The organism is uncultured Maricaulis sp. (assembly GCF_963975345.1).
Taxonomy (GTDB): Bacteria; Pseudomonadota; Alphaproteobacteria; order Caulobacterales; family Maricaulaceae; genus Maricaulis.
Genome location: NZ_CAXBGE010000002.1, coordinates 41,209 through 54,562, shown reverse-complemented (window position 1 = coordinate 54,562; position 13,354 = coordinate 41,209). Strand labels below are relative to the sequence as shown.

Here is a 13,354-nt window from a genome sequence, read left to right as displayed (position 1 = left end):
ACCGGCCTCGTTGAGGCCGGATCATGTCCCGGTGTGGGTAGGGCATTGCGGACGATCCGTCGGGAAGTCTGCGTTTGTATGCGGGGGTAGTGATCCCTGCGGACCGTCCACAACCCGGTGAAGCCCGGCTCATTCGAGCCAATTGAGGGCGGCCTGATCGCGGCCGGCCCGGCGCCACCCGTTCGTCCTTTCCTGTGCACCGGTCGGGGCGAAACGTGGGGCTATTATGGGCGTGGCTCACCGGGGCGGGGATAAGCTTTGGCTACCAAGGCGCAAGGCACTGTCTCAACGTGTGAATTCACAACGCTGACCGGGGACAAGGTTCCGCGTCAGCGGGTGAGTGTCCCGCCTGGATCACCGCCTCGGCGGCCGGCTCGCGCATATTATAGTTCGACGCCATCACCCGCCCGTAGGCGCCACCATTGGCGATGAGGAAGACATCGCCTTCGAATGTCTCCGGCAACAGACGCTGGGCGCCCATGCGGTCGGCGGTTTCGCAGATCGGGCCGACGATATCCGCGACATAGGCCGGTGAACCCTCAAGCCTCGTCAGGTTGAAGATCTCGTGTCTTGCGCCGTAGAGCGCGGGGCGGATCAGGCTGTTCATGCCGGCATTGATGCCGACAAAGCGCGCATCGGGCGTCTGTTTCAGCTGGGTGACGCGGGCCAGCAATACGCCGGCCTCGGCGATGATGAAGCGGCCCGGCTCGAGCCAAAGGCTGTATTGTGGGAAGGCGGTGTGGAGATCGGTCAGCACGGCGCCAAGCGCGTCCATATCGATGCGGCGCGCGCCCGACGCCTCATCAACTCCGAGACCGCCGCCGAGATCGAGAATCCGCACATCGGGCAAGGCGCGCGCCGTCTCCGCCAGGAAGACGCCGACGCGGCGCCAGTGATCGGGATCGCTGATGCCGCTGCCCGAATGCACGTGCAGGCCGATGATTGTCGCCCCGGCCTTCGCCGCAAGCTCGATGCCCTCGGGCAATTCGTCAGCATGCAGGCCGAATTTCGCGTCGGGCCCGGCAGTGCGGACATGTTTGTGATGGCCCTCGGGACGCTGGGGATTGATGCGCAGCGTGATCTCGGAGCCGGTGAAAATCTCCGGCCAGTGTCGCAGCGGGTGCAGCCCGTCGAGGGTGAGGTGAATGCCCAGATCGATCGCCTCGGCATATTCACCGCGCGGCGCGAAATTCGGCGTGAACAGGATGCGGTCCACCGGCAGGCCGGGCATGGCGGCCATCGCTGCATGCACTTCGCCAATCGAGACGCACTCCACGCCGAGTCCGGCGGCCACCGCGGTGCGGATAACATCCGGATGGCCATTGGCCTTCATCGCATACCAGCCGCGGTCCAGATGCGGCAGGCCGGCAACGGCCCCGGCGCGCGCCTTGACGGTTTCCAGATCATAGACATAGAGCGGCGCATCGGCTGGGCAGAGCGCCAGCAGGGCGTCGCGTTTTGTGCGCCACCAGGCGGCCGGGCCGGCCGCGCCGGTGACGGCATCACTCTGACCGATCTCGCGCCAGCTCGGGCCGAAGGTCGGGTCGAGCGGTTTGGGCTGGATCAGCTGGTCATGCAGACGGCGGCAGAGCGGCTTGCCCTGGTCCTCATCGACGACGACTGTGAGGTTGAGATCATTCGCGGCCTGGCTGATCAGGCGGACGGGATAATGGGCAAAGGCCTCCATTGCCGGCCCCAGTTGGGACAGCAGGGCGCGCACGCCGCGCCCGACCATGGAAACGGCGGCGCAATTCTCGATCATCTCCACCCGGGCGATGGTGGCCAGCTCGTTCTGGAGCGCGGCCAGTACGGCCGGGGTGAGGCTCGGATCGGCATCAAGCGAGACCGTGACGGAGGTCTGTGAGGTTGAGACCAGATCGATCGAGACGCCATGGCGGGCGAAGGGCTCAAACGCGCTGGCGAGGAAGCCGGCCGCATGCCACATGCCATCGCTCTCGAGCGTGATCAGGCGGACGCCGAACTTGACGGAGACGGCCTTCAGGCGCGGGGCGTCCTCGGACGGGCTGGCGCTGATTTTCGTGCCGCTCATCTCCGGGCGGTGGGTGCACAGCACCTGCATTTCGATCCCGGCCTTGCGTACCGGCGCGATGGCGCGCGGATGCAGCACCGAGCCGCCCATCGAGGCGATTTCCTGGGCTTCGTCATAGCTCAGCGCCTTGATCTGGCGCGCTGCACCAGTCAGGCGCGGATCGGCGGAGAAGAAGCCGGGGACATCGGTCCATATTTCCAGCCGCTCGGCGCCGAGCTTGGCCGCGAAATAGGCGGCCGACGTGTCCGAGCCGCCGCGGCCGAGCAGGGCGGTATCACCATCGGGGCGGCGGGCAATGAAGCCTTGCGTGAGGGTGACGCTGGACGCTGCATCATCGAGTCGATGATGCAGATCGGCGTCAGGGGCATAGCTGCAGTCCGCGCTGAGATACCCGCTGACCGCGCCGCCGGTGCGGCTGGTCAGCAGATCGCGCGCGTCGAGCCACTGGCATGCGAGGCCGGTCTGATTGAGCCAGGCGGCGCTGAGGCTCGTCGCCATCAGCTCGCCCTGCGCCATGATGCGGGCGCGCGAGCGCGGCGAGGCATCGCCGGTCAAGGCCAGTCCGGCGCGCAGCTGCATCAGTTCGGCGAAGAAGGGCGCCAGCACGGTTTCGCCATCGAGGCCCAGTTCTTCCGCGAGCTCGATATGCTGAGCTTTAATCGCCGCGAGTTCCGCCTCGCCCTGGCCCGCCATGGCCGCCGACATGAGCGCTTCGAGCTGGTTGGAGATGCCGGCCAGCGCGCTATGGACCACGAAGACGCGCTTGCCCTCCGAGCGAAGGGTTTGAATGCGTTTGGATATCACGCGCCAATTGGCCAGCGACTTGACGCTGGTGCCGCCGAATTTCAGAACGATCCAGTTTTGTGCGTTATCCATCATTGTCTCCTGCCCGTTTGAGGGCGCCCGGCTCCTTACAGGCTTGGTGGCTTGCGGCCAATGGATAGTTGGCTATCAACCTGCACCTCGCGGGTTATGCCTGCATCCGGGAGTTTCGCGTTTACCCTTGCTGAGATTCGTGCAAGAGACTGGCGATGATGCCTTTTCAGATCGCGAATTCGCCTTCCGACGCCGTTGATCAGCTTGTTGTGCTGTACCAGGCCTCCGTTGTGCGTCTCCAGACCGCCCTCAAAGCCTTCCTCGATGGCGGTCCTCCACCCAGTCCTGAAGCCCGTGCCGCCGGTGCTTTCGCCTATCCCGAATTGCGGGTGACCTATTTGCCGGACGGCCCGCCGCCGCCGGTCAGCCGGGCGTTCGGAAAGTTTACGGATACCGGCGTTTACGCCATTTCGATCACCCATCCCGAACTGTTCCGCGACTATCTGATCGAACAATTGACCCTGCTCAGTGACGAGTATGAGATCACGATCGAGACCGGTTTGTCGTCGGTTGAAATGCCGTTTTCCTACGCGCTCGATGATACCGATCATCTCGACATGGATGCGGCCAGCCCGGCCGAACTGGTCAGCCATTTCCCCTATGCCGATCTGAGCAAGGTCAATGATGATCTGCCCAATGGCCTCAGCCCATCAACCCCGGGCGAGGTGCGGCCGCTGAGCCTGTTTGCCGCGCCGCGCGTCGATTTTTCACTGCAGCGGCTGCGCCACTATACCGGCACACCCTATGAGGATGCGCAGCAATTCATCCTCTTCACCAATTATCACCGCTATGTCGATGCCTTCACGGCTTGGGCGATCCGGCAGCTGAAGGAGGATAATCATTATGAGTCCTTCTCCGCCGCCGGCTTTGTCGAAGTCGATGCGGAGACGCCCAATGCCCACGCCGTCGTCGAGGGCGCGCCCTGGCGGCGCTTCCAGATGCCGGCCTACCACCTCAAGGCACCGGGCGGCCGCGGCATCACCCTGGTCAATATCGGGGTGGGTCCGTCGAATGCGAAAACCATCACCGACCATCTCGCTGTGCTGCGGCCGCAATGCTGGCTGATGATCGGCCATTGCGGCGGGCTGCGTCATTCCCAGCGTCTAGGCGATTACGTGTTGGCCCACGCCTATCTGCGTTATGACGGCGTGCTCGACGAAGACCTGCCGATCGAAGTGCCGGTGCCGCCGATTGCCGAGATCCAGATCGCGCTGGCCAGTGCCGTTGCCCGCGTCAGCGGCGATAAGGGCGAAGCGCTAAAAGCACGCCTGCGCACCGGCACCGTCGCGACTTTCGCGGACCGGAATTGGGAATTGCGCTATGCCGCCCAGGCGCGGCGGATCAACCAGTCGCGCGCCATCGCCGTCGATATGGAATCGGCGACGATTGCCGCCAATGGCCTGCGCCTGCGCGTGCCCTATGGCACTTTGCTCTGCGTTTCCGACAAGCCTCTGCATGGCGAGTTGAAACTGCCCGGCGCCGCCAATCTGTTCTATCAGCGCTCGGTGTCGGAACATTTGGCCGCCGGCATTGAGACGGTCGAGATCCTCAAGCGGGATCGCGGCGCGGCACTGCATTCGCGCAAGCTGCGAAGTTTCGATGAGCCACCCTTCCGCTAGGGCGTCAGCGTGTAAAGATTGTCGCCGTCATGTCTTGCCGCGCTGCCCGCGATTGCGTACCTCCAAGCCATGACACGGATCCAATCGCTCGACGGCGTCCATAATTTTCGCCATTTCCACGGTTATGAGGCCGCAGACGGCGCACGCGTGCGGGCCGGGCTTTATCGCTCCGGCCATTTCGCGCGCTCCAGCGAGACTGATCGCGAGCTGGTGCGCGCTTTGGGGATTTCGGTTATCGCCGATCTGCGCCGTCCGCGCGAACGCAACGCAGAGCCCTCTGTCTGGCCAATGGATCATGCGTTGCGGGTGATTTCATCCGACGCCGATGATGATGGCGAGCCACCGCATCTCAAATTCCTGCGTACTGGCGATCATTCGCTCGAGGCCGTGCGCGGCTATATGCAAAGCGCCTATCGCCGCATCCCGATGGAAAAGGGCAATCAGTCAGTGTTCCGCGAAGGCTTCAGGGCTTTGGCCTCGGGCGAGGCCGATAGCGGCTTCCTGGTGCACTGCGCGGCCGGCAAGGACCGGACCGGGATCTTCTGCGCACTGGTACTCGAGGAGCTTGGCGTCAGCCAGGACGAGATTGTCGAGGATTACCTGCTGACCAATACGGCGGTGGATTTCGACAGTCTGGTGCCGATGGTGCGTGAGCGCCTGCAAGCCGCTTACGGCCATGTCATGCCTGATGAGGTGATGCGGGCCTTTCTCGGAGTCGATGCCGATTTGCTGACGACGGCTCTCGCGACGATTGGTGATCGCGATCGCTATCTGCGCGATGTGCTCGGCATCACAGATGAAGAGCGTGCGGCGCTGCGGGAGCGTTGGCTGGAGCGATGAGCCCTTTGCCGCAGGCCCGGCCCTTGCTGGAGATCGTGCGACCCTGGCGCGACCCGATCGTGGCCTTCGCGCCGCTGGCGGGTGAGGACAGGGCTCTGCTCCTGCATGACGGACGCAGTGGACGAGCGCGGATTTTCGCTTGGCCGTCACAGGTTTTCGACGACGGTTCGCGGTCCGGGTTCGAAGCCCTGCAGGCGGCCTTTCGCACCCCCGAAGCCGAGGGCATGCTGGCCGGCCTGTTTGGCTATGATCTCGCCTCGGTCTTTGAGGCTCTACCCACACGCCCGGCCCGTTGGCCGGCGCTGGCCTTTGCGCGCTATCCGGTCTGGGCCGAGTTTGACCAAGCGGCCGGCAAATTGACGGTGCGGGGGCGTGACCCGGACTTGATGACCCGCCTTGCCGATCTGCTGGAGCGCGCTCCGGTGCCCGCGAACCCGATGGCGCCTGCAGGCCCGGCGCGCTGGTCAGGCCGCTGGTCGCCGACACGCTATCTCGCCGCCGCCAGCCGCGCGCGCGACTATGTTCATGCCGGCGATGTCTTCCAGGTCAATCTTTCGCAGGCCTTCGAAGCCGAACTGGCCCAGGGTGACGAGCCCTATGCGGTGTTTGAACGGCTGTGCCGCGCCAGCCCGGCACCGCACGCCGCCTATTTCCGCCTCGACGCGACCCATGTGATCCTGACCAATTCGCCGGAACGATTTGTCTCCGTGCGCGCCGGCCAGGTCGAAGCGCGCCCGATCAAGGGCACGCGCAAGCGCTCGGTGGATCCGGTGGAGGATGCGGCTCTGGCCAGCGAGCTCGCCGCCAGCGCCAAGGACCGCGCTGAAAACCTGATGATTGTCGATCTGATGCGCAATGATATTTCGCGCGTCTGTGCCTCCGGTTCCGTGCGGGTGCCGGTGCTGTGCGCCGTGGAAAGCTACGCCAATGTCCATCACCTTGTCTCGGTCGTGGAGGGCGAACTGGCCGCCGGCCAGGACGTGTTTGACCTGGTCACCGCCAGCTTTCCGCCCGGCTCGATCACCGGTGCTCCGAAAGTGCGGGCAATGCAGATCATTGCCGAGCTGGAAGGCGAATCGCGCGGGCCCTATTGTGGCGCGCTCGGCTGGATCTCCGAGGCCGGCGATATGGACCTCAATGTGATGATCCGCACCGCCGCCATGCGGGTGGAAGACGGTGTCTGGCACGCCACGATCCGCTCCGGCGGCGGTATTGTTGCCGATTCCGACCCGCAGGCCGAATATGAGGAAACCCTGACCAAGGCTTCGGCCCTGCGTCGGGCGGTGGAGGGGGCGCAATGACGGTCTGGCTGAATGGTGATTGGCTTGATGACGCCGCAGCGGGCGCCGCGCCGAATGATCGCGGCCTGCTGCTCGGCGACGGGCTGTTCGAAACCCTACGTTTTTCCGGCGGACGCGTGATGCGTCTGGCAGCGCATGAGCAGCGCCTGCGCGCGAGCTGCGCCGCGCTGGGGATGGACTGTCCGCTCGATCAGATCACGCTGGCCCCGCTCATCGAGGAATTGGCCGGTCGTAACGGATTGTCAGACGCGGCGATCCGCTTGACCCTGACCGCTGGCGTTGGCGAGCGCGGCCTCGCCCGGCCCGTAGCGACGATGCCGTCCTGCCTGATCACGACCGCCCCGCTGGCCACCCCGCCGGCCGCCATTACCTTGGCGACGAGCACGCTGCGGCGTTCCGCCACCAGCATTGCGGCCCGGCACAAGACGTTGAGCTATATTGATAATGTCATGGCGCGACGTGAGGCTCGCGCGGCCGGCGCCGATATGGCGCTCTTGCTCGATACTGAGGACAATCTCTCCGGCGCTGATTGCGCCAATCTGTTCTGGCGGCGCGATGGCCGCCTGTTCACGCCGTTGCTGGATTGCGCGGTTCTGCCGGGCACGGTGCGGGCAGCGTTGATCGCAGGGCTGGAGGTCGAACAGGGCCGGTTCGCCGTGAGCGAATTGGCTGATGCGCGGTGTGTTTTTGTGACCAATGCTCTGATGGGGGCGGTGCGGGTGAGTCAGCTTGATGGGCGGCACATCGGACGAGATGGCAGGCTCCCCGCTGAGGTGGCAGCCTTGTTGGGCGAGGCCTGAGCGAAACAGGCCCTGACCGCACAGGGGAGCGTGCGGTCAGGGCGCTGGTCTACCGGTTGCTGCGGCGTTCGAACTGCCACTGGCCGGAGCCGTCGCGGCAGGATTCAAATCCGAAGCGCTGGTAATCGCCGTCGGCGTCAAACGTCTCCGCTTCACCCGACAGGCAGTCGCGGCCGCGCGAACGGTAATGATCGTGGGGCCGGATCGTGCCGCGTCGCCCGGTCTCCGGGTTCTGCCAATAGCTCGCATGATTGCCGCGATAAGCGTCTTCATAGGCGTAGCTGAACTGGTCGCGATCGCATTGCGACCAGCTGCGGCCGAGTGAAGCATCGACTTGTGCGACGCCGCCCAAGCCAAGACCAAGGCCAAGCCCGCTGGTCCGCCGCTCGCAGGCGGGCGGATAATAGGTGAAGCGCTGGCGATCATAACCGCGTTCGTAATAATGCGGGTGAAAGCTGTGGCGCGCGTCGTGATGCCGGGTCTCCTGTCGCTGTTCGAGCAGAAGGCCCAGGCCTTGGGCGTCGGCCGGGACTGCCGAGCCGAGGCTGACAGTCGCGGCGGCGAGGGCACAGGCTAAGAGTGAGCGTTTCATATCGTCCTCCTGAAATGATGCAGATAAACAAGATGGTGCAGGTCAGGCCGTGCGTCGGCCTTGGCCGAACCGGTGTGTGAGGCCAAGCAGCAGCGCGATCAGTAGACCGGCAATGATGACCGGCCAGACGCTGGTGGAATCTTGTCCACTGGTGGACCGGCTCGACGCTGCCGCAGGCGGCGTTTGCGGTTCGAAGCGGATTTCTGCCGCAGCTGCCTGGTTTGGCTGTGTTCGTGCGGTGGTCTGCGGGTCATGCACGATCACGGTCTCACGGTGAGTGGTGCGATACCCGCTCGCCGGCGGACCCGAGCGATTAACATAGGTGACACGGGCAGGAGCCGGTGCGGTCGTTGTCAACCGGGCAGACGGGGCCAGGGCCAGCTGCGGCGTTGGTGTCGAACGCGCCTGGATTTCGGCGAGCTGTTGGCGGACGGCCGCCTCCAGGCTTGTCTCGCCAGACGCCTCGGCATTGACTGTTTCAGCCGTCCGGGCCGTTTGCGCCGTTTCGCTGCGTGCGCCTGCGACGCTTTCAGCGCGGACTATGCCGGCCTCGGTTGCCGACTGACTCTGAATGCGAGCCTGGCTTTCGGCTTCGACGGCTGCGGCCTCGCTTGCGCGGCGCGCAGCGCGTTCCGCCTGGCGAGCTCTTAGTGTTTCGATCCGGCTGCGCGGTCCGCCGAAGCGGGATGTGTTGAGGTCGGTTCCGGTTTGGCCAATTTGTTCGGCCAATGCCGGATCGCGCGCTTGCTCGACGGCGGAACCGGCTGTGCCGGTGACACCTCCGAGCTGGGCTTGGGCGGCGCTGCACAGAAGCAGGGCCGGCAGCATGGCAATCATCGCGGTTTTCATGGCAATTCCCCTCTTGTTTGACCTTCGGCCCGGTGATTGACCGGGCCACATAAGGGACAACGAGGGGCAGCCGGGTTTTCTTCCCGGCCGGTATGAATTATTTCAGCGCGACGCTGTTTCCGCCGCCGAAATCTGTGCCAGGCCAATCGTGCCGGCACCGTAAGTCCGGTCCCGGCCGCGTCGGCCCCGATCCTCGGCGCTGGCCAGCAGAGCCTCGATGGCACGTGCCGCTGCTTGCGGATCAGGACGGGATATTTGCGCGGCCAGCAGACCGGTCACGTAGGGGGCGGCGAAGGAGGTACCGCGTACCGCGACGTCGCCGCCGCCCGGTTCAGCGGCATATCGGCGAATGCCCGGAGCAGCGATATCGACATGATCGCCTCGACACGCCTCTGGCAGAACACGGCCGCGCGCATCGACACCGGTAACCCCGACAACGCCGGGATAGGCGGCGGGATAGAGCGGGTTTGCGGCGGGGCCGTCATTGCCGACGGCGGCGACCAGGATATGGCCGCGGGCGACCATCATCGCGACGATGCGGGCGAGCACGCGATTATCCGGACCGACCAAGCTGATATTGATCACCGCGACGTGTTCCTCGGCCATCCAGCCAAGCGCCGCCAGCAGTGTCGAAACACTGCCGCCGGTCGGGTCGCCACCATAGATGTCGGCCGAGAGCAGGGTGGCACCGGGTAGAACGGCGCCCAGCCGATCAGACCGGCCGACCAGCAGCGAGGCGATCTCGGTACCGTGTGGTGCCGGTGAATAGGTTTGGCCCTCGAAGGCGCGGGTGAGAATCTCTCCCCCCGCGAAGTCCGGATGGTGGGTGTCGATGCCGGTGTCGATCAGCCCGATCCGGTATTGGCCCGCCGCGCTGGACGGGGCCGGATCGGTTGTTGCGGCAGCCGCAAGGCCGGTGCCTGACTGCGAGTAGAGATGATTGAAGTCATACACACCGCCGGGATCCAGCCGGCGCACCAGATCCAGCGCCCGCCGGGTCGACAGGGCGGGTGGCGCGTTCAGTACCAGCATGTTGACGCCGAGCCCGGACAATTCGCGCTGGCTCAGGAGAGAAAAGCCAGCCGCGAGGATTTGGGTCAGGACCTCAGTGGACGGTGCGACGGCGGTGATCTGGCTGCGCAGGATCACCGTGCGGCCCGGGCCGCGTTCCAGCCGTCGCGGATTGGCGCGCAATAACTGGTCGAGCGTATCGCGCCGGACACGCCGCAAAGAACGATCGGTCTGTTGCACCCTGTCACGCAGCTGGTCACCGAGTCGGCCGGTGCTGATGTCTGGAACATCGAGCGGAACCGGCAGCTGTGCCGGAGCGGGCTCAGCCAGCAATGTGATAATCAGACTGGCCAGTATCAGTATCGAACGCATGGCGCTGACTTTCTGTTCGTTTCCGTGTCACGCTGCTTTATGTTTCAACGAATGGAAGAAACAGTTTCTTCCTAACGTTATCGGATCAGGACATGGCCGCCAATTCGCCCGATAGCCACGCCCGGCAGGCGGTACGTGATGAGATCATCGCCCTGCTGCCCCGACTGCGCCTGTTCGCACGCTCGTTGACGCGTGACGCAGCCGACGCGGACGACTTGCTGCAGCTGACGGTCGAGCGTGCGCTCGTGAAGCAGGAACAATGGACGCCCGGCACGCGCCTGGATAGCTGGATGTACCGGATCATGAAGAATATCTGGATCGATGAAATTCGCGCCCGCACGCGCAGGACTGATGTGTTCGCGCCGGAATCGGCCGGCGAACATGTCGGAGCCGAGGATCCACATTTCGAAAAGCGGCTGCGCGCCATGTCGGTCGAGCAGGCGATGGACACGCTTCCGGACGAACAACGCCTGGCGGTCGGCCTGGTTCTGGTCGAGGGCCTGTCTTACCGCGAGGCCGCCGCCGTGATGGATGTGCCGATGGGCACGCTGACCAGCCGTTTGGCACGGGGCCGCGCCGCACTGGAAGCCAGGCTCAACCCGCAGGAAGGCAGCGCGTCATGACGTTTGATGATGAAACCCTGATGGCCTATGCCGATGGCGAACTGGACGATAAGCGTCGCCGCGAGATCGAGGCGGCGCTGGCGCTTGATCCCGAGCTGGTCCGTCGTGTTGATGCGCACCGGCGATTGCGCGCCCAAGTCTCGGATCATTATCAGGCCGAACTCGAAGCGCCGGTGCCCGACGCCGTGATGGCATTATTGCAGCCGGCGCAAGCCGATGCTTTCGAACCAGAGAGCGACACGCGCGTTTTGCCCTTCATCGCTCCGGCCGTGAACGACCGACGGGCGGTGTGGACGAATTTGACAGCGATCGCCGCGAGCTTGTTGATTGGCGCCCTGGTCGGCAGCCAATGGCTGGGCCGCGATTCCAGTGCGGTATTGCTGCAGCCAACGCCGGACGGTCTGTTTGCGGCCGGCCCATTGGAGGCGGCTCTGACGGGGGACGCCTCCGGGACAACGGGTCGCGACGGGATCCGGATGATTCTGACCTTTCCGGCCACAGATGGCAGCTATTGCCGAAGCTTCACGACCAGCGGCGTCGCCGGGATCGCCTGTCGCGACGATGCTGGCTGGCAAGTGCGCTCAACAGGCTCGCTTCCGGTCTCCAGTGGTGGAGAGATTCGGACCGCCGGCTCGACATTCCCCGCAGTTTTGCTTGAAGAAATTGACCGGATCAGCGCTGGCGATCCGCTCGACTCGAGCGGCGAAGCTGAACTGATCGCGCGCGGTTGGCGCCCTGCAGACTAACCCCGTGCGACGACGATCGATTGGCGCGGGCGCAGATAGAAGACTTCGCTGATATCGAACTGACTGACGCCGAGTTCACTGAACATGGTGTCGTAGCGGTACTCGACTTCAACCATGATCACCGAGCGATTGCGCTGGAGCACGCCAGTCGGCACCGGTGCGGAACCACCCGCCGCATAGGGCGAGAGACCGATCGCATCGCTCCATTGGACTCTGACTTCGTCGGAACCGTTCATCAGCACGCTGGTGATGCGGATCTGCAGTGGGCCGGTATCGAAGGGCGCGACGATGACGCGGCCGGCGGTCATGATATCGGCCATCTCGCCATCGGTAATGACATCGTCCTGGGCGACCAGGTCGGCGAGGGCGCTGGCGGTGCTGGTGATTTTACGGTCGATGGACAGTGCGAGGCTGATTTCGACGGCGCCGAGATAGAGCAGAATCATAAAGGGTGCGATCAGCGCGAACTCTACCGCTGATGCGCCGCGGCGATCACCAATCAGGCGCCTGATACCGGATTTAAGGGCCTTAATCATTGAAGGGCTCGTTGCGGAAGACTGTCGCGGCCGTAAGCAGCCGCTGATTGCCCGACATGTTTGACAGGGCGCCGCCGAAATTCGGCGTCAGCAAGGACCAGCGATAGAAAACACGCACCAGCACGATATCGCCCGCACCGCCCGGGTCCCAGCCGAAGCTGGCGCTGTTCAGTGAGCCATCTTCTTGGACCGGGCTGGTCTGGTCGACGGTATCGAAACCGCTGAAGACACGAACGTCGAATTCAAGCCGGTCGCAATTGCCGACGACTTCGATGCGCCTGCAGATCTCGTTCTGAAAGCCGCCGCTGGTCATGCCGGCCGCTTGTGCTTGGCCGGTGCGGATTTCCCGCCCGGTCTCGAGGACGGCATTCTCCAGCACAGTGCTGGTGAAAAAGACCGCCGCAATTTCGATCATCGCGAACAAAAGGAAAAAGAACGGTGCAGCAATGAGGGCAAACTCAACTGCTGTCGCCCCGGACCGGTCACGCCGGGCGCGGCGCAGCAAGCGGCTCAGCGGCATGCCGGACTTGGAGGACGACAGGCGGCTCATCATTCATGCTCCACGGGTTGATTGGGCTTGCGGCGTGCTGATGCGGTTCAGGACGGGTCGTCAATCGCTGACTGGGCGGTCGCCAGACGGGCCGCCTGCTGATTGTCGAGCCAGGTCACCCGTGTCGGGTCGTCACCGACGCGGGGCACTTCATCGCAGGTCTCGGCGCAGGACATGGTGGTGCGATCGGGACCACGGAAGAGCGCGACCTGACCGGGAACCGGATTGGTGACCGCGATTTCGCTCGAATAGATCACCCGTCCGATGCGATCCATTGCAATGACATTGGTGCGCCCTTGCAGCCGGCCGGTCAGAACCAGTGTGCGGCCATCATGGACCAGCGCGTCGGCGATGGATGGATTGCCGACGATCACAGTGGAGGCGTCGCCAGGAAGGCGGATGACCTGCGCATGCTCAACAGCGAGCATCAAATCCTCGGCGGATGCCGGGGCGCTGCATACGAGGGCGAAAGTCAAGATGGATGCGATACGGCAGATCATGGGGGCACTCCGTCCACACGGGTGATCGTGTATGGGCATCATCTCGCGCGCGTCTGAATCTTTCCTAAACGGCGACGCAATTGTTTGAT

Annotated in this window: 13 protein-coding genes; 6 read left to right on the top strand and 7 right to left on the bottom strand. The window is 64.4% G+C overall.

Going from position 1 to position 13,354, the window contains the following annotated elements:
• Window positions 1-298 precede the first annotated feature (298 nt).
• Window positions 299-2,926, bottom strand: coding sequence for a bifunctional aspartate kinase/diaminopimelate decarboxylase (locus AAC029_RS01955; protein WP_339743388.1), 2,628 nt, complete (start codon window positions 2,924-2,926; stop codon window positions 299-301).
• A gap of 155 nt (window positions 2,927-3,081) precedes the next feature.
• Here AAC029_RS01955 and AAC029_RS01950 point away from each other — a divergent pair, with 155 nt between their 5' ends.
• From AAC029_RS01950 to AAC029_RS01935, 4 genes are all read left to right on the top strand, one after another.
• Window positions 3,082-4,545: an AMP nucleosidase gene (locus tag AAC029_RS01950; protein ID WP_339743386.1), complete on the top strand. Its 1,464-nt coding sequence runs from the start codon at window positions 3,082-3,084 to the stop codon at window positions 4,543-4,545.
• A 69-nt stretch (window positions 4,546-4,614) separates the two neighbouring features.
• Entirely contained in the window at window positions 4,615-5,385 is a 771-nt protein-coding gene (locus AAC029_RS01945) for a tyrosine-protein phosphatase (RefSeq protein ID WP_339743384.1), read from the top strand.
• Window positions 5,382-6,686 carry an aminodeoxychorismate synthase component I gene (pabB, locus tag AAC029_RS01940; RefSeq protein WP_339743382.1) on the top strand — a complete coding sequence of 435 codons (1,305 nt, stop codon included), beginning with the start codon at window positions 5,382-5,384 and terminating at the stop codon, window positions 6,684-6,686. Before AAC029_RS01945 ends, pabB begins: the two co-directional genes overlap by 4 nt.
• On the top strand, window positions 6,683-7,486 hold the full coding sequence (locus AAC029_RS01935; RefSeq protein WP_339743380.1) for an aminotransferase class IV: 804 nt from the start codon (window positions 6,683-6,685) through the stop codon (window positions 7,484-7,486). Before pabB ends, AAC029_RS01935 begins: the two co-directional genes overlap by 4 nt.
• Before the next feature lie 49 nt (window positions 7,487-7,535).
• Here the strand turns inward: AAC029_RS01935 and AAC029_RS01930 are convergent, their stop codons facing one another.
• The 3 genes from AAC029_RS01930 to AAC029_RS01920 form a co-directional block, all read right to left on the bottom strand.
• Complete coding sequence (locus AAC029_RS01930; RefSeq protein ID WP_339743378.1) at window positions 7,536-8,078, bottom strand: RT0821/Lpp0805 family surface protein; 543 nt, start codon at window positions 8,076-8,078, stop codon at window positions 7,536-7,538.
• 42 nt (window positions 8,079-8,120) lie between these two features.
• Window positions 8,121-8,927: a hypothetical protein gene (locus AAC029_RS01925; protein WP_339743376.1), complete on the bottom strand. Its 807-nt coding sequence runs from the start codon at window positions 8,925-8,927 to the stop codon at window positions 8,121-8,123.
• Window positions 8,928-9,029: 102 nt separating this feature from the next.
• On the bottom strand, window positions 9,030-10,310 hold the full coding sequence (locus AAC029_RS01920; protein ID WP_339743374.1) for a S8 family serine peptidase: 1,281 nt from the start codon (window positions 10,308-10,310) through the stop codon (window positions 9,030-9,032).
• Between the two features lie 92 nt (window positions 10,311-10,402).
• On the opposite strand from AAC029_RS01920, the gene AAC029_RS01915 reads away from it, so the two are divergent.
• Window positions 10,403-10,933 carry a sigma-70 family RNA polymerase sigma factor gene (locus AAC029_RS01915; RefSeq protein ID WP_339743372.1) on the top strand — a complete coding sequence of 177 codons (531 nt, stop codon included), beginning with the start codon at window positions 10,403-10,405 and terminating at the stop codon, window positions 10,931-10,933.
• Window positions 10,930-11,679 carry a hypothetical protein gene (locus AAC029_RS01910; protein ID WP_339743370.1) on the top strand — a complete coding sequence of 250 codons (750 nt, stop codon included), beginning with the start codon at window positions 10,930-10,932 and terminating at the stop codon, window positions 11,677-11,679. The genes AAC029_RS01915 and AAC029_RS01910 overlap by 4 nt, the downstream gene beginning before the upstream one ends.
• On the opposite strand, the gene AAC029_RS01905 is transcribed toward AAC029_RS01910, so the two are convergent.
• Genes AAC029_RS01905 through AAC029_RS01895 form a run of 3 tightly spaced genes read right to left on the bottom strand, consistent with a single transcriptional unit; the run spans window position 11,676 to window position 13,265 of the window.
• Complete coding sequence (locus AAC029_RS01905; RefSeq protein ID WP_339743369.1) at window positions 11,676-12,215, bottom strand: TadE/TadG family type IV pilus assembly protein; 540 nt, start codon at window positions 12,213-12,215, stop codon at window positions 11,676-11,678. The two genes, AAC029_RS01910 and AAC029_RS01905, sit on opposite strands and share 4 nt — an antisense overlap.
• Window positions 12,208-12,768 (bottom strand): TadE/TadG family type IV pilus assembly protein, encoded by a 561-nt coding sequence (locus AAC029_RS01900; RefSeq protein ID WP_339743367.1) that lies wholly within the window; start codon window positions 12,766-12,768, stop codon window positions 12,208-12,210. Before AAC029_RS01900 ends, AAC029_RS01905 begins: the two co-directional genes overlap by 8 nt.
• Window positions 12,769-12,812: 44 nt before the next feature.
• Window positions 12,813-13,265, bottom strand: coding sequence for a pilus assembly protein N-terminal domain-containing protein (locus tag AAC029_RS01895; protein WP_339743365.1), 453 nt, complete (start codon window positions 13,263-13,265; stop codon window positions 12,813-12,815).
• Window positions 13,266-13,354: the final 89 nt, after the last annotated feature.

Coding starts and splice junctions, on each gene's coding strand:
- AAC029_RS01955 (WP_339743388.1), bottom strand. CDS start 2,926: ATGGATAACGCACAAAACTGGATCGTTCTGAAATTCGGCGGCACCAGC.
- AAC029_RS01950 (WP_339743386.1), top strand. CDS start 3,082: ATGATGCCTTTTCAGATCGCGAATTCGCCTTCCGACGCCGTTGATCAG.
- AAC029_RS01945 (WP_339743384.1), top strand. CDS start 4,615: ATGACACGGATCCAATCGCTCGACGGCGTCCATAATTTTCGCCATTTC.
- pabB (WP_339743382.1), top strand. CDS start 5,382: ATGAGCCCTTTGCCGCAGGCCCGGCCCTTGCTGGAGATCGTGCGACCC.
- AAC029_RS01935 (WP_339743380.1), top strand. CDS start 6,683: ATGACGGTCTGGCTGAATGGTGATTGGCTTGATGACGCCGCAGCGGGC.
- AAC029_RS01930 (WP_339743378.1), bottom strand. CDS start 8,078: ATGAAACGCTCACTCTTAGCCTGTGCCCTCGCCGCCGCGACTGTCAGC.
- AAC029_RS01925 (WP_339743376.1), bottom strand. CDS start 8,927: ATGAAAACCGCGATGATTGCCATGCTGCCGGCCCTGCTTCTGTGCAGC.
- AAC029_RS01920 (WP_339743374.1), bottom strand. CDS start 10,310: ATGCGTTCGATACTGATACTGGCCAGTCTGATTATCACATTGCTGGCT.
- AAC029_RS01915 (WP_339743372.1), top strand. CDS start 10,403: ATGGCCGCCAATTCGCCCGATAGCCACGCCCGGCAGGCGGTACGTGAT.
- AAC029_RS01910 (WP_339743370.1), top strand. CDS start 10,930: ATGACGTTTGATGATGAAACCCTGATGGCCTATGCCGATGGCGAACTG.
- AAC029_RS01905 (WP_339743369.1), bottom strand. CDS start 12,215: ATGATTAAGGCCCTTAAATCCGGTATCAGGCGCCTGATTGGTGATCGC.
- AAC029_RS01900 (WP_339743367.1), bottom strand. CDS start 12,768: ATGATGAGCCGCCTGTCGTCCTCCAAGTCCGGCATGCCGCTGAGCCGC.
- AAC029_RS01895 (WP_339743365.1), bottom strand. CDS start 13,265: ATGATCTGCCGTATCGCATCCATCTTGACTTTCGCCCTCGTATGCAGC.